The organism is Streptomyces humi, assembly GCF_001005085.2.
In the GTDB taxonomy this organism is placed as follows: Bacteria; Actinomycetota; Actinomycetes; order Streptomycetales; family Streptomycetaceae; genus Streptomyces; species Streptomyces humi.
Genome location: NZ_LBMU02000017.1, coordinates 1 through 24,785, shown reverse-complemented (window position 1 = coordinate 24,785; position 24,785 = coordinate 1). Strand labels below are relative to the sequence as shown.

General features: G+C 73.0%; 18 protein-coding genes and 1 pseudogene. 9 read left to right on the top strand and 10 right to left on the bottom strand.

The features are described 5' to 3' along the window. Positions 1–59 precede the first annotated feature (59 nt). Entirely contained in the window at positions 60–428 is a 369-nt protein-coding gene (locus AAW13_RS06570; protein ID WP_046730929.1) for a YbjQ family protein, read from the top strand. Position 429: 1 nt separating this feature from the next. Here AAW13_RS06570 and AAW13_RS06565 read toward each other — a convergent pair whose 3' ends face one another. Next, complete coding sequence (locus AAW13_RS06565; protein WP_046730910.1) at positions 430–1,191, bottom strand: MerR family transcriptional regulator; 762 nt, start codon at positions 1,189–1,191, stop codon at positions 430–432. Between the two features lie 104 nt (positions 1,192–1,295). Here AAW13_RS06565 and AAW13_RS06560 point away from each other — a divergent pair, with 104 nt between their 5' ends. Together AAW13_RS06560 and gad are read left to right on the top strand one after the other, a co-directional pair. Continuing rightward, positions 1,296–2,582, top strand: a complete 1,287-nt coding sequence (locus AAW13_RS06560) for an ion channel protein (RefSeq protein WP_046730911.1) — start codon at positions 1,296–1,298, stop codon at positions 2,580–2,582. Between the two features lie 45 nt (positions 2,583–2,627). Beyond that, complete coding sequence (gad, locus tag AAW13_RS06555; protein ID WP_046730912.1) at positions 2,628–4,037, top strand: glutamate decarboxylase; 1,410 nt, start codon at positions 2,628–2,630, stop codon at positions 4,035–4,037. A 4-nt stretch (positions 4,038–4,041) separates the two neighbouring features. On the opposite strand, the gene AAW13_RS06550 is transcribed toward gad, so the two are convergent. From AAW13_RS06550 to AAW13_RS06540, 3 genes are all read right to left on the bottom strand, one after another. Continuing rightward, positions 4,042–4,578 (bottom strand): DinB family protein, encoded by a 537-nt coding sequence (locus tag AAW13_RS06550; RefSeq protein WP_046730913.1) that lies wholly within the window; start codon positions 4,576–4,578, stop codon positions 4,042–4,044. Between the two features lie 121 nt (positions 4,579–4,699). Continuing rightward, complete coding sequence (locus AAW13_RS06545) at positions 4,700–6,160, bottom strand: aldehyde dehydrogenase family protein (protein ID WP_046730914.1); 1,461 nt, start codon at positions 6,158–6,160, stop codon at positions 4,700–4,702. A gap of 152 nt (positions 6,161–6,312) precedes the next feature. Continuing rightward, a complete protein-coding gene (locus tag AAW13_RS06540; RefSeq protein ID WP_046730915.1) occupies positions 6,313–7,137 on the bottom strand; it encodes a helix-turn-helix domain-containing protein in 825 nt (274 codons plus the stop codon). Positions 7,138–7,491: 354 nt separating this feature from the next. Here AAW13_RS06540 and AAW13_RS06530 point away from each other — a divergent pair, with 354 nt between their 5' ends. Then, positions 7,492–7,971, top strand: coding sequence for an ATP-binding protein (locus AAW13_RS06530; RefSeq protein ID WP_046730916.1), 480 nt, complete (start codon positions 7,492–7,494; stop codon positions 7,969–7,971). Positions 7,972–8,062: 91 nt separating this feature from the next. Here the strand turns inward: AAW13_RS06530 and AAW13_RS06525 are convergent, their stop codons facing one another. Together AAW13_RS06525 and AAW13_RS46570 are read right to left on the bottom strand one after the other, a co-directional pair. Continuing rightward, a complete protein-coding gene (locus AAW13_RS06525) occupies positions 8,063–8,332 on the bottom strand; it encodes a DUF397 domain-containing protein (protein WP_046730917.1) in 270 nt (89 codons plus the stop codon). Positions 8,333–8,530: 198 nt separating this feature from the next. Then, positions 8,531–8,651 (bottom strand): annotated as a pseudogene (locus tag AAW13_RS46570) (SRPBCC family protein); the annotation flags it as partial. A 171-nt stretch (positions 8,652–8,822) separates the two neighbouring features. Between AAW13_RS46570 and AAW13_RS06515 the strand changes: the two are divergent. Both AAW13_RS06515 and AAW13_RS06510 read left to right on the top strand, forming a co-directional pair. Further along, positions 8,823–9,347 carry a hypothetical protein gene (locus tag AAW13_RS06515; RefSeq protein WP_206306161.1) on the top strand — a complete coding sequence of 175 codons (525 nt, stop codon included), beginning with the start codon at positions 8,823–8,825 and terminating at the stop codon, positions 9,345–9,347. A gap of 73 nt (positions 9,348–9,420) precedes the next feature. Then, complete coding sequence (locus AAW13_RS06510) at positions 9,421–9,936, top strand: DUF4232 domain-containing protein (protein WP_046730919.1); 516 nt, start codon at positions 9,421–9,423, stop codon at positions 9,934–9,936. 65 nt (positions 9,937–10,001) lie between these two features. Here AAW13_RS06510 and AAW13_RS06505 read toward each other — a convergent pair whose 3' ends face one another. Next, a complete protein-coding gene (locus tag AAW13_RS06505) occupies positions 10,002–11,138 on the bottom strand; it encodes a DUF2786 domain-containing protein (protein ID WP_046730920.1) in 1,137 nt (378 codons plus the stop codon). A 130-nt stretch (positions 11,139–11,268) separates the two neighbouring features. Here AAW13_RS06505 and AAW13_RS06500 point away from each other — a divergent pair, with 130 nt between their 5' ends. Further along, entirely contained in the window at positions 11,269–12,057 is a 789-nt protein-coding gene (locus AAW13_RS06500) for a Clp protease N-terminal domain-containing protein (RefSeq protein WP_046730921.1), read from the top strand. Positions 12,058–12,136: 79 nt separating this feature from the next. Then, the gene (locus AAW13_RS06495; RefSeq protein ID WP_046730922.1) at positions 12,137–13,828 is read left to right on the top strand and encodes a bifunctional 3'-5' exonuclease/DNA polymerase; all 1,692 of its coding nucleotides are present in this window, start codon (positions 12,137–12,139) and stop codon (positions 13,826–13,828) included. Here the strand turns inward: AAW13_RS06495 and AAW13_RS44085 are convergent, their stop codons facing one another. Both AAW13_RS44085 and AAW13_RS06475 read right to left on the bottom strand, forming a co-directional pair. Then, complete coding sequence (locus tag AAW13_RS44085; protein ID WP_079178728.1) at positions 13,829–17,227, bottom strand: AfsR/SARP family transcriptional regulator; 3,399 nt, start codon at positions 17,225–17,227, stop codon at positions 13,829–13,831. It abuts the gene before it with no gap. Positions 17,228–17,723: 496 nt separating this feature from the next. Then, entirely contained in the window at positions 17,724–18,617 is an 894-nt protein-coding gene (locus AAW13_RS06475; RefSeq protein WP_046730931.1) for a glycosyltransferase family 2 protein, read from the bottom strand. Positions 18,618–18,828: 211 nt separating this feature from the next. Between AAW13_RS06475 and AAW13_RS46565 the strand changes: the two genes are divergently transcribed. Further along, positions 18,829–23,070 (top strand): ATP-binding protein, encoded by a 4,242-nt coding sequence (locus AAW13_RS46565; RefSeq protein WP_071659454.1) that lies wholly within the window; start codon positions 18,829–18,831, stop codon positions 23,068–23,070. A 17-nt stretch (positions 23,071–23,087) separates the two neighbouring features. Here AAW13_RS46565 and AAW13_RS45775 read toward each other — a convergent pair whose 3' ends face one another. Beyond that, positions 23,088–23,879: an RICIN domain-containing protein gene (locus AAW13_RS45775; RefSeq protein ID WP_052768784.1), complete on the bottom strand. Its 792-nt coding sequence runs from the start codon at positions 23,877–23,879 to the stop codon at positions 23,088–23,090. Positions 23,880–24,785: the final 906 nt, after the last annotated feature.

Below are 24,785 nucleotides of genomic sequence, written 5' to 3'. Positions count from 1 at the left end.
CCAGGTTCCACCGGTGGAACCTGGATGCACTGTGCCCGCCCTGGGGAACACCTGTGGACATGGGTATCGAAGAATACGGCGGCGGCCAGGGGCCCCAGCCGGACGTGCTGGTCGTCACCACGAACGACGTTCCCGGGTACCGCGTGCGCGAGGTCGTGGGCGAGGTCTTCGGACTGACCGTGCGCTCCCGGCACCTGGGCAGTCAGATCGGCGCGGGTCTGAAGTCGATGATCGGCGGTGAGCTGAAGGGTCTGACGAAGACCCTCGTGCAGACCCGCAACCAGGCCATGGACCGGCTGGTGGAGCAGGCACGCGCGCGGGGCGCCAACGCGGTGCTGGCCTTCCGGTTCGACGTGACCGAGGCGGCGGACGTCGGGACCGAGGTCTGCGCCTACGGGACCGCCGTGATCATCGACAGGGACGGCTAGCTCATCCCGCGTGCCGGTCCGCGTTCGCCTCGATCGCCTCCCTGAGGTGTTCGGCGAGGCCCGGGGCCATCGCGTCGTAGAACGCCTTGAAACGCTCGTCGGCGACGTACGTCCCGCCGAGACAGCGGTGCATCTCGTACGGGCAGTCGTAGAACCAGACGCAGATGTGCCGGCGGTGTTCCTCGGCCATGTCCATGGCCCGTTCGCCGTCCGGCGGCTCGGCCGCGGTCACCAGGGCGGCGTAACGCGCGCCCCAGTCGTCGACCTCGGCCTTCATGCGCCGCCAGTCGGCCTTGGTGTAGCGGGCCGCGCGGCGCTGCGACTCGGCGTAGGCCTCGGTGCCGCCCCAGCGCTGCTCGGCCTCCTCCGCGTACTGTTCCGGGTCCTTGTCGCCGAAGACCTCGAAGCGTTCCTCGGGGGTGAGGTTGATGCCCATCCTGCGTGCCTCCATGGCGTGTTCCACGGCCTCGGCCATCTTCCGCAGCTGCTCGATCCGGGCGGTCAGCAGGTCGTGCTGCCGGCGCAGGTGCGCGCGGGGGTCCGCCTCCGGGTCGTCCAGCAGGGCCGCGACCTCGTCGAGCGGGAAGCCGAGCTCCCGGTAGAACAGGATCCGCTGGAGCCGGTCGAGGTCGGCGTCGCCGTAGCGCCGGTGCCCGGCGGCGCTGCGCTCGCCCGGGACCAGCAGGCCGATCTCGTCGTAGTGGTGCAGGGTGCGCACGGTGACCCCGGCGAAGCCGGCGACCTGTCCTACGGAGTAGCTCACTTCCGCTCCTTTCCGCGCTCCAGCCTGGGCCCTCACGCCACGTGAGGTGCAAGCCCGGTCACGCTCCGGATGTTGTGCCGCTTTTGCCCGCTTATGGTGGGCCCGTGGTCCAGGACACCGCGCAGCACGCGCTCCCCACCCCGCCCTCGGCCCCCGCGCGTGCCCTGCTGCCGCTGATCCTGCCCTCCCTCGCCGTCGGTGTCGGGAGCAGCCTGCTGTTCCTGCTGGTGAGCTCGCTGGCCGAACGGCTACAGCACGTGCTGTGGAACAACCTGCCGGACGCGCTGGGCATCGGACGGTACTCGGTGCTGTGGATGCTGGTGATGCTGACCGCCACCGGGATCGCGGTGGGGCTGGTGGTGTGGAAGGTGCCCGGGCACGCGGGACCCGATCCGGCCACCATGGGCCTGGAGGCGGTGGCGCTGCCGCCGGCCGTGCTGCCGGGGCTGGTGCTGGCGACCGCCCTGATGCTGGCGGGCGGGCCGAGCCTCGGTCCGGAGAATCCGCTCATCGCCGTCAACGTCGGGCTGGCGCTGTGGCTCGGGCGGCTCGCGATGCCCCGGCTGCCGGGTTCGCTGTGGCCCGCGCTGGCCGACGCGGCGACACTCGGCGCGCTGTTCGGGACGCCGGTGGCGGCGGCCCTGGTGATCTCCGAGGCGCTGGCCGGAAAACCGCTGAAGGGGGCGCTGTGGGACAACCTCTTCGGGCCGCTGACGGCCGCGGCGGCGGGCGCGATGACGACCGACCTGCTGGCCCGTCCGACCCTGGACCTCGGACTGCCCGCGCTCGACGGGACGCGCTGGCCCGATCTGCTGGCCGCCCTGGTGATCGCGCCCGCGGCCGCGCTGCTCGGCATGTGCGCCGTCCGCGCCTTCCCGTACCTCCACGGCGCCTTCCGGCGCCTCGGGCACCCCATGGTGGCGCTTCCGGTCGGCGGGCTCGTGCTGGGCCTGCTGGGGGCGCTGGGCGGCCCGCTGACGCTCTTCAAGGGGCTGGACCAGGTCGCGGTGCTGGCGAAGGACCCGGAGGGCTGGTCGGCGGGGCAGTTCGCCGTCATGACGGTCGTCAAGCTGGCCGCGCTGACGGTGGCCGCCTCCTGCGGCTTCCGCGGTGGCCGGATCTTTCCGTCGGTGTTCATCGGCTCGGCCTTCGGGCTGTGCGCCCACGCCCTGGTGCCCGCCGTCCAGCCGTCGGTGGGCGTGGCGGCGGGTGTCCTGGGCATGCTGTTGGCGATCACCCGGCAGGGCTGGGTGAGCCTGTTCACCGCCGCGGTGCTGGTGGCCTCTCCGACCGTCATCGTCCTGCTGTGCGTGGCGTCGCTGCCCGCGTGGCTGCTGGTGACCGGGCGGCCGAGAATGCAGTTGCGGACGGACGGTACCGCGCTGCGCTGATCCCCTCGAAGCGAACCATGTGAACTCTCCCAGGAGGCACCCCTCATGCCGCTCCACAAAGGCCCCGAGAAGCACCAAGAGCGACCGATGTCCGTCAACCCGTTCTTCGGGGAGGCGAATCCGGTCGGCGGCATGACCGAGGCCCCGCCCACGCACCGGCTGCCGGACACCCCGCTGCCGCCGAACACCGCGTACCAGCTGGTCCACGACGAGCTGATGCTGGACGGCAACGCCCGGCTGAATCTGGCCACTTTCGTCACCACCTGGATGGAACCCCAGGCCGGCGTCCTGATGCAGGAGTGCCGGGACAAGAACATGATCGACAAGGACGAGTACCCGCGCACCGCCGAACTGGAGCGGCGCTGCGTGGCGATGCTCGCCGACCTCTGGAACGCGCCGGACCCGTCGACCGCGGTCGGCTGTTCGACGACCGGTTCCAGCGAGGCCTGCATGCTGGCCGGGATGGCGCTCAAGCGCCGCTGGACGCAGCGCAACGCCGACCGCTACCCGGGCGGTGCCCGGCCGAACCTGATCATGGGCATCAACGTCCAGGTCTGCTGGGAGAAGTTCTGCAACTTCTGGGAGGTGGAACCCCGGTTCGTGCCCATGGACGGCGACCGCTACCACCTGGATCCGCAGGCCGCCGCCGACCTCTGCGACGAGAACACCATCGGGGTGGTCGCCGTCCTCGGCTCCACCTTCGACGGGTCGTACGAGCCGGTCGCCGACCTCTGCGCCGCCCTGGACGCCCTCCAGGAGCGCACCGGGTACGACGTCCCGGTGCACGTGGACGGCGCCTCCGGGGCGATGATCGCGCCCTTCCTCGACGAGGACCTGGTGTGGGACTTCCGGCTCCCCCGGGTGGCGTCGATCAACACCTCGGGGCACAAGTTCGGCCTGGTCTACCCGGGCGTCGGCTGGGCGCTGTGGCGGGACAAGGAGTCGCTGCCCGAGGAACTGGTCTTCCGGGTGAACTACCTCGGTGGCGACATGCCGACCTTCGCCCTCAACTTCTCCCGGCCGGGCGCCCAGGTGGTCGCGCAGTACTACACGTTCCTGCGTCTGGGCCGGGACGGCTACCGGGCGGTGCAGCAGGCGTCCCGGGACGTGGCGACCGGGCTCGCCGAACGCATCGAGGCGCTCGGCGACTTCCGGCTCCTCACCCGGGGCGACGAACTGCCCGTGTTCGCGTTCACCACGGCCGACCACGTGACGGCGTACGACGTCTTCGACGTGTCCCGGCGGATGCGCGAGGGCGGCTGGCTGGTGCCGGCCTACACCTTCCCGGCGAACCGGGAGGACCTGTCGGTACTGCGGGTGGTGTGCCGCAACGGCTTCTCGAAGGACCTGGCGGACCTGTTCATCGAGGACCTGGCCCGGCTGCTGCCGGAACTGCGCCGGCAGCCGCATCCGCTGGTCAGGGACAAGGAAGCGGCCACCAGCTTCCACCACTAGGGGTTCACGAGCCCTGTTCCAGGGCCACCAGTTCGAAGGCCGTCTTCCCGTCCAGGGACTGGCGGATGATGTCCGCGTGGCCGGCGTGGCGGGCGGTCTCGCGGATCAGGTGGAGGCAGACCCAGCGCATGGAGACGCTGCCCTTCGGGAACCAGGGGGCCTCGGGGAGCGGGAAGGTGTCGTCGAGGCTGGGGACCGAGCGGATGAACTTCTCGGTCTCGGCGGCGACCTGCTCCCAGTGGGCGAGCTGGGAGGCGACCGTCTCGTCGCCGACCAGCTGGAAGGTCTCGTGCCAGTTGGACTGGTCGCGGCTGATCGCCGGGGGCTCCTGCCTGGCGCGGGCGATCCAGCTCTGCTCGACCTCGGCGCAGTGCTTGAGCACGCCCGCCAGGGACAGTTCGCTCGCGCTGGGTTTGCTCGACGCCTGCTCGTCGGTCAGGCCCAGCAGCGCCCGGCGGATGCCGCCGCGCTGCTCCTCGATGAAGGAGAGCAGTGCTCCGCGCTCGTCGCCCTGTGCTTCCGCGGGAACGTGGGTGACCATGGCCGGCCGCCTTTCCTCGGGTCGTGTTTCCCTGTCCCGACCGAAGCTACGGGCCCTCTAGGACAGATCGCGTCCTAAAGGGCCCGGGCACGCGGATTCGCCGGCTGGGCGGCCGCGCGGGCTAGAAGGGGAAGCCGCTCCGGCCGTGCTGCACCGAGATCCACTTCAGGGTGGTGAAGGCCTCCAGGGTGGTCTCGCCGTTCAGGCGGCCGATGCCGGAGTGCTTCTCGCCGCCGAAGGGGACCAGCGGCTCGTCGTGCACGGTGCCGTCGTTGACGTGGAACATCCCGGTGTCGATCCGCTTGGCGAAGGCCACGCCGCGCTCGACGTCCCCGGTGTGCACGGCACCGCTGAGGCCGTAGGGGGTGTCGTTGACGATGCGTACGGCCTCCTCCTCGCCGTCGAAGGGGACGAGGAAGGCGACCGGGCCGAAGACCTCCTGGCGGAGCAGCGCGGAGTCGGCGGGCACGCCGGTGAGGACCGAGGGCTCCACCAGGTTGTCGGTGGTGGTGCCGTGCACGAGGGCGGTGGCGCCCTCCGCGAGGGCCTGCTCGACGGTGGCCGAAATCGACTCCGCCTGCTGGGAGTTGATCACCGGGCCGATGATCGTCCCGGGGTCGCGCGGGTCGCCGGTCTTGAGGGTCCGCACCTTGGCGACGAACTTCTCGGTGAACGTGTCCGCGATCGAGCGGTCCACCAGCACGCGGTTGGCGGCCATGCAGACCTGGCCCTGGTGGACGTACCGGCTGAAGACCGCCGCGTCCACCGCGTAGTCGAGGTCGGCGTCGTCGAGGACCACGATGGCGCTGTTGCCGCCCAGTTCGAGCACCGAGCGCTTGAAGAGCGAGGCGCACACGGTGGCCACGTGGCGGCCGACCTTGTCGGAACCGGTGAAGGAGATGACCTTCGGGACCGGGTGCTCGATGAAGGCGTCGCCGATCTCCGCGATGTCGGTGACGACGACGTTGAGCAGGCCGCCCGGCAGACCGGCGTCCTCGAAGATCTTCGCGACCAGCGTGCCGCCGACGATCGGGGTGTTCTGGTGCGGCTTGAGCACCACGCCGTTGCCGAGCGCGAGGGCCGGCGCGACCGACTTGACGGACAGCAGGAAGGGGAAGTTGAAGGGGCTGATCACGCCCACGACACCGACCGGTTCGCGGTAGAGGCGGTTCTCCTTGCCGTCCACCGGGGAGGGCAGGATCTTGCCCTCGGGGCGCAGCGCCAGGTGCACGGACTCGCGCAGGAACTCCTTGGCGAGGTGGAGTTCGAAGCCGGCCTTGAGGTGCGTGCCGCCGAGTTCGGCGATGATCGCCTCGGTGATCTCGTCCTCGCGCTCCTCGACGAGGCGCAGGGCCTTCTCGAAGACGGCGCGGCGGGCGTAGGGGTTGGTGGCGGCCCACTGCTTCTGGGCCCGCTGGGCGGCCTGGTAGGCCTGATCTATCTCCTCGACCGCGGCTATCGTGATCGACGCGAGCTTCTCCCCGTCGTAGGGGTTGAAGTCGATGATGTCCCAGGAACCGGTCCCCGGGCGCCACTCACCGTCGATGTACTGCTGGGCCAGTTCAGTGAAGTACGACGACATGTGCACCCCAAATCAGTAGCAGACACATGATCGACATCACGGTCTGATCACGCGTCATCCTACTTGCGTCACACGGCAGTTGGGGACGGAGAGCGAACTTCTGGGGAGAGCTACGGGAAGGCTCCGGGAGAGCCGCGGGACAGCGGGCAGCCCTAGGAGAGCTGGAGGAGTCCGCGCAGCAGGTCCCGGCTCTCGTCCGGCCCCGGGCTGTCCTGCTGGAGCTCCTTCAGGGCCTGCTCGTACTGGGCGACGTCCTCGCGCTTGTCGAGGTAGAGGGCGCTCGTGAGCTGCTCCAGGTAGACCACGTCCGACAGGTCCGACTCCGGGAAGCTCAGGATCGTGAAGGAGCCGCCCTCCCCGGAGTGACCGCCGTAACTGAACGGCATGATCTGGAGCCGTACGTTGGGGCGTTCGGAGATCTCGACGAGGTGCTGGAGCTGCCCGCGCATCACCTCACGGCCACCGTAGGGCCGGCGCAGGGCGGCCTCGTCGAGAACGATGTGGAAGTCGGGGGCGTTCTCGGCCACCAGGTACTTCTGCCGCTCCAGGCGCAGGGTGACCCGGCGTTCGACGTCCGCCTCACCGGCCCCCTTCATACCGCGCCGCACCACCGCGCGCGCGTAGTCCTCCGTCTGAAGCAGACCGTGGACGAACTGCACCTCGTACGCCCGGATGAGGTGCGCCGCACCCTCCAGGCCGACATAGGTGGGGAACCAGGTCGGCAGGACGTCGGAGTAACTGTGCCACCAGCCCGCCACGTTGGCCTCCCGGGCGAGGGAGACGAGCTGCTCGCGCTCGGCCTCGTCGGTGATGCCGTACAGCGTCAGCAGGTCTTCCACGTCCCTGGTCTTGAAGCTCACCCGGCCCAGCTCCATGCGGCTGATCTTCGACTCGGAGGCACGGATCGAGTACCCCGCGGCCTCGCGGGTGATCCCCCGCGCCTCGCGCAGCCGCCTGAGTTGCGAGCCGAGCAGCATTCGCCGCACCACCGATCCGGGCTCTCCCGCGCTCACGTTCGCCAGCCTCCCCAACCGTCTTCAGGGCCCGCAGTCTGCCACTAAAACACTTCGAGCAGTACTCGTCCGGTTACGGAAACGGAAAGCGGCCAAAGTTTAAGCACAGGAACTGGCAAGCAGGTAGTGAGCCACTGGCACGAAGTTGGCGGAAAAAATGGCCAACAAGCGGTACGGGAGGGTCCAATTCGGTCGCGTGCACGTGCATCTGCCCTTGCATCTGCTGTACGCATCCGAAACCATGGTCCCGCGCCACCGCTGCATCGCAACGACCGCGAATTCCCGGGAGTGCCTCGCATGGGGACGAATGGATCGACCATGCTCAAGCCATTACGGCAGGGCCTTCCGCCGCTTGATCCCGCGGCCGTGTCCAACGCCGCCTCGTGCGCTCTGCCCGCCCGTTACGAAGCCGTGCGCGAGGCCCGCCTGTTCACCCGCAGAACGCTCGGCCAGTGGGATGTCGGCGACCGCTTCGACGACGTCTGTCTCGTCGTGTCGGAGCTGGTCACCAACGCGCTGCGGCACGCGGTGCCCGGCGAGAGCGAGTGTGCGGACGCGCCGCAGGCACCGGCCGTGCGCCTGCATCTGCTGAGGTGGACCGAGCGGCTGGTGTGCGCGGTGCGCGATCCCAGTCACGCGACCCCGACCCCCCGCGACTCCGACGACTTCTCGGCGGAGTCGGGCCGCGGGCTGTTCCTGGTCGATTCGTTCAGCGACAGCTGGGGCTGGCACCCGCTGGCCGGCACCCTGAGCGGCAAGGTCGTCTGGGCGCTGTTCCGGCTCCCGTCGGCCGAGTAGCGGACCCGGCGTCTTCCGACGCCGGGTTTCTACGCGCGTCACCGAGCGTTGTGCCGCCTATGCACCGGGTTGCACCCGGCCGGGACCGCCGTCAACTGACGATCAGGTGGTCGAACTCGCCGTCCTTGACGCCGAGGAGCATCGCTTCTATCTCCGCCCGCGTGTAGACGAGGGCCGGGCCGTCCGGGAAGCGCGAGTTGCGGACCGCGACGTCACCGCCCGGCAGCCGGGCGAACTCGACGCAGGACCCCTGCGAGTTGCTGTGCCTGCTCTTCTGCCAGGCGACTCCGTCCAGCTGCGTCGCAGCCATGCCGTTGTACACGTCAAACCCCTCGTACACGCCGTCAACGTCGAGGTCCACAGGTCGCTCCCCGGTGGTGCACTAACTGGCTGATGTGACCATTGGTGCTGTGGTCAACTGACCCGGATCATAACCCTGTTCATGTGCAGATGCATGAGCAGATGCACGTGCACGCGGGGTGTTCCTGCGGTTACAGCTTTGACGTCCGCTTTACCCTGCCCGTTCCTGCGTCTGCCCCAGAGCTGCGAGGACATGCGGTCACCGGCCCCCGTCCATGATCACGCGCGCCGTCCGCGGCGGGATCGTCCGGATCGAAACCATCGTGTACTAGGAACAGACGCGTACCGCGGCCGGGGTGTTCCAGTGTCCGTGTGATGGTCCGGTGAGCGAGACACACAGGATCGGCCACAGCGGATCCCTACCTGGCATACACAAGTCCCGTGGGTGCGTGCTGGTAGCTTGCCGCTGTCGCCCGGGCAGCCGGGCGGCCGACCCCCTAGAACCCGGGAGCGTTGCGGTGACTACGGCTACGGCTACGGCGAGTACGTCCATGACGCGTACGGCTGCGCCGCGTACGGAGACGGTGGCCGCGCGGTCGGCCGTACGGCTCGCGGCGGCCGCCGCCGGGCTGGTGGGCGCGCTCACGCTGACCGCGTGCAGCGGCGGTGACTCCGGCGGCGGCTCCTCCGCCACCCCCTCCGGGACGTCGTCCGCGGCCGCGACCGCCTCCGCAGGATCGGGCAGCGCCACCGCCTCGTCGGACGCGTTGCAGGGCAGCTGGATCACCACGAGCGGCGGCAAGATCGTCGCCCTGGTGGTCACCGGGAAGCAGGCCGGGCTCTTCGAGACCGGCGGAGCGGTGTGCTCCGGGACCGCGGGCGAGGAGGCCGGGATGCGGATGATCCACCTCGCCTGCACGGACGGCAGCAAGAACCGGGTCACCGGAATGGTCGACACGGTCAGCAAGGACAGCATGAAAGTCACCTGGTCAGGTAAATCCGGCGAGGAAACCTACACCAAGGCCGAGGGCGGCAAGCTGCCGTCCGGGCTGCCCACGGCGAGCCTCGGACAGTAGGGCCGGGTGAGCGGGACCGGACCGTGGGCGTGATGATGCTGGGACACGTCACGACCTCGATGGGGATCTGCTCATGCGCGCCATTCCGCTCACCGTCACCGCCCTCGCCGCCGCCCTCGCCCTGACCGCCTGCGGCAACGACGGCTCGGGCACCAACAGCAAGAACGGCTCGGCCTGCGAGATCGGCACGGTCTCCGTCCAGGTCGGCTCCGCGAGCGTGGCACCGGCCACGGGGGACACCGGTGAGGTGCCGGTGAGCATCACCAACCAGAGCGCGCCGTGCACCCTGGAGGGTTTCCCCGGGGTCACGCTGAAGGCGGGCGGCACCTCCGTGACCGTCGCCGCGCAGTCCGGCGCGAAGACCGGCAAGCTCAAGCTCGCCAAGGGCGACTCCGCGACGTTCTCGGTCAGCTACGTGCGCGGCAAGGACGGCGACAAGGCGAGCCTCGCGGCCACCTCGATGACGGTGTCCCTGCCGGGCAGCGACGCGACGCAGAGCTTCCCGTGGAAGTACGGCGCGGTCGCCGGCAAGGGTTCGGCGGACAAGGTGGACGCGACGGTGAGCACGTTCCAGCAGGCGGGGGACTGACCGCCCGTCGCGGGGCACCTCAGGACCGCGGTCGCGGGCGCCTCACGAAGGCCGTCGCGGGTGCGTCATGACGGTCGGAGCTGTGCGCGGGAACGGACCTGTGCCCGGTCCGCCGCCCGCGTGCCCTCCGTCCAGCCCGCCTCGTCGGTCACCCCGCGCAGCCGGGTCGTGGTCGTCTCCGGGAACATCCGCTCCATGCGGCCGGTGACGGCCACCGCCCTGCTCGCCAGGACCGGGAGCAGGTCGGCCGGCGCCACGGTCCCGGACACCGCCGCCTCGGCGGCGGCGGCCAGGCGGTCTCCGACACGGTGGGCGTAGGCCGCCAGGAAGGACTGCCGGAAGGTCTTCGTCCGCCTCCGGCCGCCGGCCCGCTGAGCCGCCTCCGCCTTCGTCATCGCGTGCGTGGCCTGCACCAGCAGCGAGGTGTAGAGGAGTTCGACCGCCTCCAGGTCCGGCTCGAAACCGACGACCGTGGAGAAGGCCAGCGGCTCGTTCCACACCGCGCGGCAGTGGTTGGCGGTGGCCACCGCGTCCAGCAGCACGGCCTTGGCCTGTTCGTACGGCGGTTCGACGCCTATCCGGCAGGCGCCGGGCGTGTCCGGGGCGGGCGCCCCTGCGGCGAGCAGCGCCTCGTCGACGCTGTGCCGGGCCATCAGCTCCTGCGCCTTGGCGCTGAGCGCCTCCGCCTCCTCCGGGAAGCCGGTCGCCTCGGCCTTGGCGAGCAGTGCCCGGATCCGGGTCAGCATGCGGGACTCCGGCCGGTGCGCGTCCGCGCGGTGCCCGGGTTCGTCGAGAGGCTCCAGGGCGGGCAGCCGCAACAGCAGCCGGTACAGCTCCAGGACGGCGGTGGCGTGCGAGAAACGGTCACCCACGCGCGCGTGCCCGTCCGGCAGCGTGTCGAGCTGGGACCGCCAGCGGGGGCCGCGCGGCCGGTCGTCCGGCACCTGCGCCCTGATCAGACCGGCGGCGAGCCGCAGGTGCGGTTCGTCCAGCTCGCGCCGTACCAGCCGTACCACGTCGGCGGGCTGCCAGCCGCGCCGCCAGGCCGCCGCGACGAACTCCCGGCCCCGGCGTTCGAGTTCCGCGTCCGCGCCGGAGTCGGCCGCGAGGAGGGACGCGCCCGTGTCGAGGCCGGAGTCGGTGCCGTCGTAGAGGGCGGCCTGGAAGGCTCGGTCGACGGTGCTGGGCTCGGTGCTGGTCACCTGTCGATCGTGCCATGCCGTGCGGACCGGGCGCGGCGGCCGTCCACACCCTGTGGACAACACCCGGAGCACCCTCTTCGGGTGTCAACTTCGGGTTGACAGTGAAGGGGTGTCAACCTATGGTTGACACATGGCGACCAACCCGAACATCACGGCATCCGTACGCCTCGACGACCTCATCGCGGCGATCAAGAAGGTCCATCCGGAACCCCTCGACCAGCTCGAGGACGCGGTGATCGCCGCCGATCACCTGGGCGACGTGGCCGACCACCTGATCGGCCACTTCGTGGACCAGGCCCGGCGCTCGGGCGCCTCCTGGACCGACATCGGCCGGAGCATGGGCGTGACCCGGCAGGCGGCACAGAAGCGCTTCGTGCCGAAGGAGTCGGCCGACCTCGACCCCAGCCAGGGGTTCAACCGCTACACCCCACGCGCCCGCAACGTGGTCATGGCGGCCCACAACGAGGCGCTGGCGGCCCGCAACCCGGAAGGCCGGCCCGAGCACCTGGTCCTCGGCCTGCTGGCCGAACCGGAGGGCGTCGCCGCGAAGGCGATCCTCGCGCAGGGCGTCCTGCTCGACACCGTGCGCCAGACGGCGACGGCCGCGCTCCCGCCGGCCGCGGACGAGGTCCCCGACCTCGTCCCGTACGGCCCGGAGGCCAAGAAGGCCCTCGAACTCACCTTCCGTGAGGCCCTGCGCCTCGGCCACAACTACATCGGCACCGAACACCTGCTGCTGGCCCTCCTGGAGCACGAGAACGGCGACGGCGTCCTCAGCGGTCTGGGCATCACCAAACCCGCGACCGAGGAGTACGTCACCAAGGTGCTGGGGCTGCTGCTGGAACAGAAGAACGCGGCGGCGGAGGCGGCGGGCGCCGCGGAGGCCGCGGCGGGCGACCCGGCGGGGCCGGAGGCGTGAGCGGTCGGCCGACACGTTCTCGGAGCCAGTGAATCCGCAGGTCAGAGCGATTGTCAGTGCCGCCTGCAACACTCTCGGCATGACCGACCGGTGGGCTCTCGCTCCGGCCGAGGACGGTGGCGTGGACGTCGCCCCCCTCGGCCCGGACGGGCTGCCCGCCGGGCCGGTGCGGCGGGAGCCCGATCCCGCCGCGGCGGTCGGGGGCCGCCCGGAGGTCACACGCTGGGTGTGGCGGTCGACCGCCGAGGTCTACCCGCGCCTGCTCGCCACGGGGGTGCGAGTGGAGCGGTGCTACGACATCGAGGACGCCGAGACACTTCTGCTGGGCCACGAGGGACGGTCCGGTGAGCCGCACTCGGCCGCCGCCGCCCTGGCCCGCCTCCGCGGCGGCCCCGTACCGCCCGATCCACCGCAGCGCGCGGCCGAACCGGGCGCCCAGTCCCCGCTGTTCGAACCGCACGGCGGCACGTCCTCCCTGACACTCGACGAACTCCTCGCCGTCTACGCCGAGCAGCAGCGCCGGCACGACCGGGCCGAACACCCGGAGCGGATGCGGCTGCTGACCGCCGCCGAGTCCGCGGGGATGCTGGTCGCCGCGGAGATGAACCGCGCGGGCGTGCCCTGGAGCGCCGGGGTCCACCGCGAGATGCTGCGCGAACTGCTCGGCGAGCGGTACGCGGGCGGCGGCGAGCCGCGGCGGCTGGCCGAGCTGGCGGACGAGGTGTCGGCCGCGTTCGGCAGGCGGGTCCGCCCCGACCTGCCGGCCGATGTGATCAAGGCCTTCGCGCAGGCCGGGATCAAGGTGAGGTCGACCCGTCGTTGGGAGATCTCGGCCGTCGACCACCCGGCCGTGAAACCGCTCCTGGAGTACAAGAAGCTGTACCGGATCTGGGTGGCGCACGGGTGGACCTGGCTTCAGGACTGGGTGCGCGACGGCCGGTTCCGGCCCGAGTTCCACGCGGGCGGCACGGTCACCGGGCGCTGGGTGACCAACGGCGGGGGCGCGCTGCAAATCCCGAAGGTGATCCGGCGGGCCGCGGTCGCCGACCCCGGCTGGCGGCTGGTCGTCGCCGACGCCGACCAGATGGAGCCGCGGGTGCTGGCGGCGATCTCCCGCGACCCCGGTCTGATGGAGGTCGCGGGCCGGGAGACCGACCTCTACCAGTCCGTCTCCGACCGCGCGTTCTCCGGCGACCGCGCGCAGGCCAAGCTCGCCGTTCTCGGGGCGGTCTACGGCCAGACCTCGGGCGACGGCCTGAAGAACCTGGCCGCGCTCAGGCGCCGCTTCCCCAGAGCGGTGGCCTACGTCGACGACGCGGCGCGGGCCGGCGAGGAGGGCCGGCTGGTGCGCACCTGGCTGGGCCGGACCTGCCCGCCGGCGGCCGGTGCGGGCGACGGCACCGAGGAGGGCGGCATGCCCCAGGAGGAGGCGGAGGAACGCTCGGCCGACGGCTGGGTGCCGGGCTACGCGTCCACCGACTCCCGTGCCCGGGGCCGCTTCGCGCGCAACTTCGTCGTCCAGGGCAGTGCCGCCGACTGGGCGCTGCTGATGCTCGCGGCGCTGCGCAGGTCCTGTGCGGACATGGCGGCCGAGCTGGTCTTCTTCCAGCACGACGAGGTGATCGTGCACTGCCCGGCCGAGGAGGCCGAGACCGTCGTGGCGGCGATCCGGGAGGCGGCGGAGCTCGCGGGGCGGCTGACGTTCGGGGAGACGCCGGTCCGGTTCCCGTTCACCACGGCGGTGGTGGAGTGCTATGCCGACGCCAAGTGATCAGTTCCGCCGGGCCAGCAGGTCCCCCAGCTCGGCGATGACCTCGGTCTCGTCCGTGCCGTCCAGGGCCGTCAGGGCCTCGCGCCAGACCTGGTGCGCCTCGCTCGTACGGCCCCGCTCCCGCAGGAGCAGACCCAGTTGGTGGCGCGCGAGACCTCCGCTGTAGCGGTCGGCGCGGGCGTCGGCGCGCCGCAGGAGTTCGGCGCACTCCTCATGGGCGCGGTCGGTGCGGCCGAGCCCGCGCAGCGCGCGGACCAGGCCGAGCCGGGTCTGGGACTCGCCGTGCCAGTCACCGTGCCGGCCGAGGATGCGCAGGCTCTCCTCGAAGTGCGTGGCGGCCGCGGCCGGTTCGCCGAGGGTGAGATGGGCGAAACCGATGTTGCAGTGCGCCGAGTGACGCACGATGACGGCGCCGATCGCGTCCCCGATCGCCAGTGAGCGCCGGTGCTGCCCGATGGCGGCCCGGGGGTCGGTGTGCTCGTAGAGGTTGCCGAGGTGGCTGCGGGTGACGGCCTCGCCGTAGGGGTCGTTCAGCCGCCGGGAGTACTCCAGGCTCAGCCGCAGCGCCTCGCCCGACTCCTCGTATCTGCCGAGCCCTTCCAGGAGCAGGCCGCGGTTGTTCAGGCAGCGCCGGATCCAGGACGCCGTCTCCAGCCGCCGCCAGATGGCGAGCGCCCGGTCGGTGAGGTCGAGGGCCTCCCGCTGGCGGCCGGTCAGGAAGCGCAGCCCGGCGAGGTCGCCCAGGGCGTAGGCCTCGGCGGGTTCGTCGCCGAGGCGGCGGGCGGCGGCCAGGGCGGCCGTGCCGAGCACCTCCATCTCGGCGACCCGGCCACGGCGCAGCACGTACGGGAAGAGCAGCCGGACCAGCACCGAGAGGTGCGCGCTGATCCGCGCGTCCGCCGTGTCGGCGTGCCGGGCCACCAGGGCGACGATGTTCTCCAGCTCCAGATCGCCCCAGGCGAAGGCGTGCTCGGCGCATTCGAAAGGGGGCACGGCGGCGGTGTACGCCTGGTGTCCGGGCGGCTGGGCGGTGGTGGGGCGGCGGCGGTCGCCCTGGTCCGGGCCGGGTTCGAGGATCGCGACGAGGACGTGTTCGGCGACGGCCGCGAACCAGCGCAGGGCGGTGAGCGCGGGTTCGGTGCGGTCGGCGTCCTCCGTGAGCTCACGGGCGAAGTCGCGTACCAGGTCGTGCGGGGTATAGCGGCCGTACGCGGTCTCCTCGAGCAGGGCCACGTCGACCAGCCGGTCCAGGGCGGCCTCGGCGCGGTGCTCGTCGGTTCCGGTGAGCCGGGCGATCAGCGGGGCGCCGTAGGTGGGCAGGTCGAGGGCGCCGATGTGGCGCAGGGCGTCGGCCGCGTCGCGGTCGGGGGCGCGGTCGGCGGCGGCGAGGGCGTCATGGGCGACGGCGAGGGACCGGCGGACGCTCAGGTCGTCGTATTCGAGGTGGCGCAGCCTGCCTTCGGTGGCGGCCAGTTGACCGGCCAGCACATCGGGGGTGAGGGCCCGGCGGGCCGCCAGCCGGGCGGCGACCACGCGCAGCGCGAGGGGCAGCCGGCCGGTGAGTCCGACGAGCGGGTGACCGGCGCCGATCTCCTCCCGCCCGCTGACCGCGCGCAGCAGCGCCGCGCTGTCCTCGCCGGTCAGCGGTCCGAGCGGAAAACGGCGCGCGCCGTCCAGCGTGGTGAGCGGCGACCGGCTGGTGACGATCACCGCACAGCCGGGGCCGCCCGGGAGCAGCGGCCGTACCTGCGCGGCGCTCGCGGCGTCGTCGAGCACCAGCAGGGTGCGGGTGGGCGCCAGCAGGGAGCGCAGCAGCGCGGCGGCCGCGTCCGGGTGTCCGGGGATGTGCCGGGGGTCGGCGCCGAGGTCCCGCAGCAGCGCGGCGAGTGCCTGGCCGGGTGCGAGCGGGGGCACGCCCGGGGTGGCGCCGTGCAGGTTGAGGTGGAGCTGACCGTCAGGGAAACGTTCCCGCACCTGGTGGGCGACGTACAGGGCGAGCGCGCTCTTCCCGACCCCGGCCATACCGCTGACGACGGCGAGGGCGGGGGCGGGCGCCGAGGCGAAGGCACCGCGCAGCTCCGCACGGACAGCGGCCCGTCCGATGAAGTGAGCGGGCGCCGGGGGCAGTTGAGCAGGCCGCGGCGGGGAGTCGGCGCGCGTAGACCCACCACCGACAGCTGATACGACGGCCGGCCCGGACTCCGTGGGCCCACCGGCACGAACGGGCGATTCAGCGGACGGACCGGACTCCCCGGGTTCGCGGGCACGGGCGGGCGACTCGGCGGACGGGCTGGAGCCCCCGGGTTCGCGGGCACGGGCGGGCGACTCGGCGGACGGGCTGAACTCCTTGGGTTCGCCGGCACGGGCGGGCGATTCGGCGGGTGGGCTGGACTCCTTGGGTTCACGGGCGCCGTCGCCTTCCTGCTGACGGCTCACCGACGCGCCCCCCAGGGGCGCGGGGAACTGCGCGACCGGCCACGACGGCGTCGCACCGGCCTCGTCCCCGCCACCCACCACTCCGGACGCCACTCCACCGGACGCCGCTCCTTCGGACGGCGTGGCTTTGAGTGGCGTGGCTTCGGGCGGCGTGGCTTCGGGCGGCTCGGCTTCGGGCGGTGTCGTCTCTTCCGACCTGCCACTCCCCCGCAGCACCTCCACGTGGGCCGCGCGGATCGCCGGTCCCGGTTCGATGCCCAGTTCTTCTCTCAGGCGGTTGCGCAGGTCACGGTGGACGGCGAGAGCCTCCGCCTGCCGGCCCGTGCGGTGCAGGGCGAGCATCAGCTGACGGTGGTAGGCCTCCCGGAACGGATACTCGGCGACGAGCGCCGCCAACTCCGGTACCAGGCCGCCCGGTCGGTCGTCGCCGAGGGCGAGCTCCGCGTCGTAGCGCCATTCCAGCAGGAGCAGCCGGGCGGCCTCCAGCCGCTGGACGAAGGAGTAGCCGCCGAAGTCGGCGGGAAGCCCGCTGAGCGGGGCGCCCCGCCAGAGCGCGAGCGCGTCGTCGCAGGCACGCAGCACCACCGGCCATTCCTGCCGTCCGTGCGCGGCCCGCGCCTGCGCGACCAGGGCGTCGAACACGTCGGCGTCCAGCTCACCGTCGTCGATCCGCAGCAGGTACCCGGGAGCAACGGCCCGCAGCCGCTCGGGGTCGTCGAGGAGCCGGCGCAGCCGGGTGACGTGGTTGTGCAGCGAGGCCTGCGCGGACACCGGGGGCACCCCGCCCCACAGCGCCTCCTTGAGCGACTCCACGGAGACGACCCGCCCGGCGGCGAGCAGCAGTGTGGCGAGCAGTACCCGCACCTTGGGGCTGCCGATGGGCCGTACGTCGTCGGTGTCGACGAGTACAGGAGGGCCCAGCAGTCCGAACCGCAGCTCGTACCGCCGCATCGCTCCGCCCATCGCCTTCCCGCGGTCATGACAGCCCGCGTCGCACGGCGGGAGTGTCCGCCGGTCCCTGGATCCTGCCCGTGGATCGTGGCGGAATCCCATCACATCGGGGTCGGATTCCCGCCATCTTCTGCGTACGGTCGGAGCCGGAGAACCCCGGGTTTCCGGTGTGTTTCAGGAGTCGTACGACCGCTTCTCGCCAACCGGTCGGCGACCTCCGGGAGAAACGCTGGCCACATGTTAGCGATCCGTTGGCGAGCCTTGATGTGATCTTCGCATCGGATCGGGTCCGACGGCGCGCGCGTATGTCGCGCTGACTCGGGGGAGTGTCGCCGCAGGCCTTGATCCGGGGACGCGAGAGGGTTCCGGTCGGCGGAGGTGAACGACCGGAACCCTCGTCCCGTTTCCAGCACCGTTCCCGCCAGGCCGCCTGCCGCCAGGCCGCCTGCCGACGGGCCGTCTGCCGACGGGCCGTGTGCCGCCAGGCCGTTTGCCGCAGGGCTGTTTCTCAGATGATCGGCGGGCGCCCGAGGCGGGTGAGCTGCCAGACCGTGCGCCAGCGCATGGGCCGCCGCTCGCCGGCGGGCTCCCGCAGGCCCTCGACGAAGCCCGCGAACCAGGCCCGCAGCCCGCCCGCGGAACGGGCGCGCAGCAGGGTGATGAGTATCCAGACACCCAGGTGGACCGGGATCAGCGGCAAGGGCAGCCGGCGGCGGGTCAGCCAGACCCGGTTGCGGGCGGTGACCCGGAAGTAGACGGCATGCCGCGCGGGCGAGGTGCGGGGGTGCCGGAGAAGCAGCTCTGGGGCGTAGAGGATGCGCCAGCCGGCGTCGGCGGCCCGCCAGGCGAGGTCGGTCTCCTCGTGTGCGAAGAAGAACTCGGCGGGCCAGTCGCCGATGTCGGCGAGCATGTCCATGCGCAGGGCATGGGCGCCGCCGAGGAAGCCGGTGACGTAACCGCCGCGCATCGGGTCGGCGTCGCCGACCCGCGGCACGTGCCGCCGCTGGGTGGCGCCGTGCTCGTCGGCGATCCGGAAACCGACGATGCCGAGGCGGGGGTCGGCCGCGTACAGGTCGCGGACCTGCCGGAACACCTCGACGTCCACGAGCAGCCCGTCGTCGTCCAGTTCGACGACCACGTCCACGTCACCGAACGCGCGCAGCCGGGCGAGGGCGACGTTGCGGCCGCCAGGACAGCCGAGGTTCTCCTCGACCTCGACGGTGGTGACCTCGCCCGGCAGGTCGAGACGGCGGGCGAACTCGGGAAGCCGGCAGCCGTTGCCGACGATCACGATCCTGGTGGGGGCGAGATCCTGTTTGGCGACCGACCTGAGCAGGGCGTCGACTTCGTCGGGGCGGTTTCCCATGGTCACCACGGCGACCCCGAGTCCCGGCTCCTGCATGGCCTTCACCCCATCCGGACGACGGCGGCTTTCGCACCTGCCCTCAAGGATGATTATTGTTCACCAAGGCGTCACCACTGGTAGGTCGATACTCCATAAATGGGCCTGCCTCGTGGCGCCGCGCGCGCTTTCACGGGCACCTGCACACGCACCTCGGACACGCCACGGAGCGCCTCCGAGGGGGCGCGGCAGCGCTGTAAATTGCCGGTCCATGCTCTGTGTTCAGGTCCTGGGACCGATCGGTGCCGACATCGACGGCGCACCGGTCCGCCTGGGAAGTCCCCGGCAGCGTGCGGTCCTCGCCCTGCTGCTGGCGAACCGCGGCCGGGTGGTGTCCGTCGACCGGCTCATCGACCGGCTGTGGCGGGGCCGGCCCCCGGAGAAGGCGGCGGCCTCCCTGCATGTCTACGTGTCCAACCTGCGCCGGGTGCTGGAACCGGGCCGGGCACCCCGTACCCCCGCCGGTGTCCTGGTCAGCGCCGCCCCCGGGTACGCGGTGCGGTTGTCCGAGGACGCGGTCGACGCCTGGCGGTTCGAGGCGGCGGTGCGGCGGGCCCGTACGGCGCCTCCGGCCGAGGCCCGGCGCCTGCTGGAGGAGGCCATCGGGTGGTGGCACGGGGCGGCGTACGGCGAGTGGGCCGACGAGGAGTGGGCGGTCACCGAGGCCGCCCGGCTCAACGAACTGCATCTCGCGGCACGGGAGCTGGCGATCGGGGCGACCCTCGCGTCCGGGGCTCCGGCGGAGGCGGTGCCGGCGGCCGAGGCGCTCGTGCGGGAGCACCCGCTGCGGGAGGAGGGCCGGCGGCTGCTGGCCCTCGGGCTGTGGGCCGTCGGGCGCCGCGCCGACGCGCTGGCCGAGTTGCGGCGCGCCGCCGCCGTCATGGCCGACGAACTGGGTCTGGGACTGGGCGACGCCCTGACCGAACTGGAGAACGCGCTGCTGACGGGGCGGACCGAGGTCCTGCGCGCGTCGGTGCCGTCGGCTCCGGCGCCGCTTCCGGCCGTCCGGTCCGTACCGTTCCCCCACGCCAGGGCCCGCGCCCCGGTCGTCCCGCACATACCGTTCGCCCGCACCGGGCAGGGTTCGGCCATCGGGGCGGACGGCCAGGGTGGGACGCCCTGGCAGAGTTCGGCCATCGGGGCGGACGGCCAGGGTGGGACGCCCTGGCAGAGTTCGGCCATCGGGGCGGACGGCCAGAGCGGGGTGCCCCGGGCCGCGCCGGAGCGGTCAGGACCGGTCCCGGACAGCGCGCCGGGGCCGTCGGACGCGGAGGACGCCACGTCAGGGCCGGCGGGCGCCGAGGACATCACGGCGGGGTCGTCGGCCGCGGGCTCCGGGGCGGCCGCCGACGTCACGCCCGACCGGCCCGGGGCGGTGCCGGCCGGTACGCCGAGGTCGTTCGCGGAATCCGCGGTCGCGGCCGGCGGGGTTCCGGCGGGCGAGGAGTTGTTCGTGGGGCGGGACGGGGAACTGCGGAAGCTGGACGAGGTCGCGCGCGACGCCCGGCGGGGCGGGGGCGTCGTCCTGGTGACCGGGGAGGCCGGGGCGGGCAAGTCGGCGCTGCTCGGCCAGTACCGCCGACGGTTGCGGGAGCGGGGCTGGACCGTGGTGGTCGGCCGCTGCCCCGAGTTCGACGGCGCTCCCTCCGCCTGGGCCTGGGTGGAGGCGCTCGGCGAGCTCGCCCGCCGCGTGCCGCCCACCGACCCCGCCGCACTCGGCGCCCTGCTCCAGGAGGCCGGCTACGCCCACCGGGACGCCGGGAGCGAGGACGGTGCGGTCCCGGGTCCGGACGGCGGCAGGGCGTCGGCGGGACGGTTCCGGCTGCACCGGGCGTTCGGCGCGTGGCTGCGGGAGGCCGCCGCGGACGCCCCGCTGGCGGTCGTCGTCGACGACCTGCACCGTGCGGACGGCGAGACGCTGGCCCTGCTGGAACGCGCCGCCGAGCTGGTCGGCTCCCCGGTGCTGGTGATCGCCGCGTACCGGCCGGCCGACGCGGCGGACCGGCTGACCAAGACCCTCGCCGAACTCGCCCACCGCTCGCCGTACCGGCTGGCGCTCGGCGGGCTGCCGCTGCCGGACGTGGCCACGCTGGTCGGGGCGGTGTGCGGGGAGCCGGTCGACTCGGCCATCGTGACCGCGCTCGCCGAGCGCACCGGCGGCAACCCCTTCTACGTCCGCGAGAGCGCCCGGCTGCTCGCCGGCGAGGGCGCCCTGGTGGCGGTCTCGGAGGTGCCGCAGGGCGTACGGGACGTGCTGCGACGCCGGTTGCGGCAGCTGCCCGAGGGGGCACCGGCCGTCCTCCAGCTCGCCTCGGTGGTGGGCCGGGAGACCGAGGTCGGGGTGCTCGTCGAGGCCGCGGACCCGGCGCAGCACGGCGAGCACGAGGTGCTCGACGCCGTCGAGGCCGCCGTCGTGGCCGGGCTGCTGACCGAACCGGCGCCGGGGGTGGTCAGGTTCGCGCACGCACTGGTCCGCGACACCCTCTACACCGACCTGGTCGGCGTACGGCGCGCACGGCTGCACGCCCGGCTGGCGGAGGTCCTGCGCCGGCGCCGCCCGGACGACCTGACGGCCCTCGCACACCACTTCGCGCGCGCGGCGAACGGGCGGACGGCCGCCCTCGCCGTCGAGTACTCGCTGGGGGCGGCCGACCTGGCCGAGCGGCGGTACGCCCACGACACGGCGGTCGGACTGCTGACGCAGGCGATCGAGTCCTTCGCCCTGATACCCGCCGGCACCGTGGACGTCGACGGCGTCGACGCCGTCGACGCCGTCGACGCTGTCGGCGGTGGCCGGGACGGCCGGCTGGTCGCCCTGCTCGGGCGGCTGTTGCGGGCCGAGATACGGGCCGGGGCCATCATGGCGGCGCGGTACACCCGGCAGCGTGCCCTGGCGGCGGCCGAGGGGGTCGGAAAGGACGAACTGGCGGCCGCGGCCCTCGGCGCGTCCATGGGACCCGAGCGGTTGCCGGGCGGGGCCCTCAGCGGGCCGTGGGGGCTGGTCGGACCGGCGGCTCTCGACACCTTCGTGGACCGTCTCCTGGCCCGCGCCGACCTGGACCCGGCCGTCCTCACCGCCCTGCCGCCCCCGGCCACCGGTGCGGGGTACGACGGAGAGACCGACGACAGTGGGGACGGCGGCGGATACCCGAGCGGGGTGAGGGCCGGTACCGGGGCGGGTTCCGGTGCCGGGGCGAATTCCGGTGCCGGGACGGGGACCGGTGGCTGGGCGGGGACCGGTGGCTGGGCGGATGCCGGTGGCTGGGCGGATGCCGGTGGTCGAGTGGATGCCGGTGGTCGAGTGGATGCCCGTGGTCGGGCGGATGCCAGTGGTGGCGCGGGCCGCGGTGGGGCGGGGGTCGGTGGTGGCGCGGGCCCCGGTGGGGCTGGGGTTGGTGGTCGGGCTGGTGCCGATGGCGGCGCTGGCCGCGGTGGGGCCGGGGCGGATGCCGGTGGTGGCGCGGGCCCCGGTGGGGCCGGGGTTGGTGGTCGGGCTGGTGCCGGTGGTGGGTGGGGGTTTGGGGAGGGGGTGGCTCGGGGGCTGGCTGTCGCGCGGGCGGTCGGGGATCCGTTGCTGCTCTCCTCCGCGCTGACCGTCGCGTCCGTCGTCACGCCCGGCACGTTCCCGGACCGCCGCGCGGCGCTGGCGACCGAACTGCGACTGCTCGGGTACGCCCACGACCTGCCCGCCAACAGCTGGGTGCGGGAGCACATCGGGGCCATGGCCGCCGGTGCCCGCAACGACGTGGCCCAGGTCCGCCGGCACTCCGAGGAGGGCCGGACCGTCGCCCGGCGGCACCGGCTGGCGGAGGCGGAGGCCATGAACCTGACCACCCTCGCCATGCTGGCCCGCGTCGAGGGCCGCTTCGCCGAGTCCGAGGCCGGCTACGCGGAGGTCCGCGAACGGCTGCGTTCCCGCGGATCGCCGTACGGCGAACTGGTGTACGGCCTGGGGCTGACGACCGTACGGCTCGGGCAGGGCCGCCCGCGGGAGGCCGAACCGCTGCTGCGGGCCCTGCTCACCGGACCGGAACCCGAACCCACCGCCGAGCTCGCCCTCGGCGTGGTCCTGGCCCGGCTGGGCGAGCACGAGCAGGCGCACGCGCTCGGCCGGCACACCGAGGCCGCCGTACCGCTCGTACCCGACCACCTGTACGGCATCGCCCTGTCGCTCCGTGCCGAACTGGCGTTCCTGCTGGGCGACATGACCGCCGCGCTGGAGCTGGTCCCGCTGTTGCTGCCGCTGCGCTCCCAGCTCGCCGGGGCCGCCAGTGTCTCCTTCACCACCCGGCCGTTCGCGCACTCGCTGGGCGAGTTGTACCGGCTGCTGGGTGATCGGACCGAAGCGGCACGGCAGTTCGCGCTCGCCGAGGACGTGGCCCGGCAGTGGGGTTCCCCGCACCTGGTGGCCGCGGTCCGGGCCGCCGCGCGGGACACGGTCCCTCGGAGCTGACCGGACGACGGCCGGGATCAGGCAAGGTGCCACTTCTGGTTGGACGTTCCGGAGCAGTCCCACAGCTGGAGCCGGGTGCCGTTGGCGGTGCCCGAGTCCTTGGCGTCCACGCACTTGCCGATCACGGAGTTGACCAGGTCGTGCGAGCTGTTGAGGTTGAACTTCTGGGCCCAGCCGCCGTTGCAGGTCGCCAGCTGGACGGTCGCGCCGTTGTCCTGGGAGGCGTTGGCGATGTCCAGGCAGAGGCCCATGGAGCGCACGCTGCCGTCGGACTTGAAGACCCACTTCTGCCAGGCGTCGCCGTCGCACCCCCACAGCCGTAGCGGGGAGCCGTCCACGCCGGCGTGGGCGCTCACCTCGATGCACTTCGAGGAGGCGTAGCCGGCGATCGCGTCGCCGGGCACGGTGGCCGAGGAGGCGACGTGGGTGGCGGCCGGCCGGGACGTCGACGTGCTCGACTTCGTACCGCCGTCGCCGTTGCTGCCGCTGGTGCCGGTGGCGTGGGTGGACTTGGCGCCGGACGCCTTGTCCGGGTCGGCGGGGTCCGTCTCCGCGGGCGAACCCCCGGTGGTGTGCGCGCCCTTGTCCTTGCCGGGCTTCGAGCCCTTCGGGTCGTGCGCCGGACGGTGGCTGCCGGACGCCGACGCGGACGCGGAGCCGGTGGGCCAGGCCGAGGCGCCCTCGGTGAGCTGGGGGACGGCGCCGTCAGCGACGGCGGCGGCGTGCGGCGTGGCGTCGTCGTGCTTGGGCAGCGCCACGAACGCCGCGCTGCCGAGGCCGAGGACCAGCAGGACACAGGCGGCGACCACGGCTCCGACGACCCGCGCGCCACGCTCCGGCCGGGCCTCCCCTGTACCCCCGTCATCCTGTGCACCGACCTGCCCCGCCGTCCCGCCCGCCGACCGGAACAGCCCCCCGGCCGCACCGGCTGAGGCCACGGGTGCCGACGTGAGCGAGGGCGCGGGTTCGGGGGCCGGTGCGAGCGCGGGGGCGGAGGCAGCCGTAGGCACGGGGTCTGGGGCCGCCGTAGGCACGGGGGCTGGGGCCGCCGTTGGAACGGGGGCGGGGGCAGTGGTAGGCGTGGGCGCGGGTCCGGCCTCGGGCTTCTCGGACTCGGAGGCGTGCTCAGGCTCCCGCTCCGGCTCCGTTGCCGGCTCCCGCTCCGGCTCCGTTGCCGGTTTCGGGCCGGGTTCCGGGGCGGGTTCCTGGAGCCATGGCAGTGGCCGTTCCCAGACGGCCGGTTCCTCCGGTGTCTCCGGCTGTTCTGCGGTGTGCCCCATGTCTGCCTGCCCGTCTCCGCGTGTGATGTTCCCCGGCGCGCGAATCTAGGGGTGCGGCGAGGGGCGGCCCCGTGATCGCCGCGGACTCTGCCCCGCAGGACCGGAAACCCTTCCCCTGCGGGCCGGTGGGGGTTGCTCGCGCAGTTCCCCGCGCCCCTACGGGGCGCTGCCAAGCCCAGGCAAGCACCACGGTTCGCGCAGTTCCCCACGCCCCTGCGGGGCTCTGCCGAGCCCAGTCAGCACCTTGGTTCCCCGGAGCACCCCCGTCGGCCCCAACCCCCTCACCTACGCCCGTGCGTTCACCCACGCCCCTCGCGGTCGCCCTCACCCTCTCCCGCACGGTCGCCCACGCCCCCAACCCCCGCCCGGGTGGTCGCCCACGCCCCGCGTCCTCGCCCCGCGCCCCCTCACCCACGCCCGTGCGGTCGCCCTCGC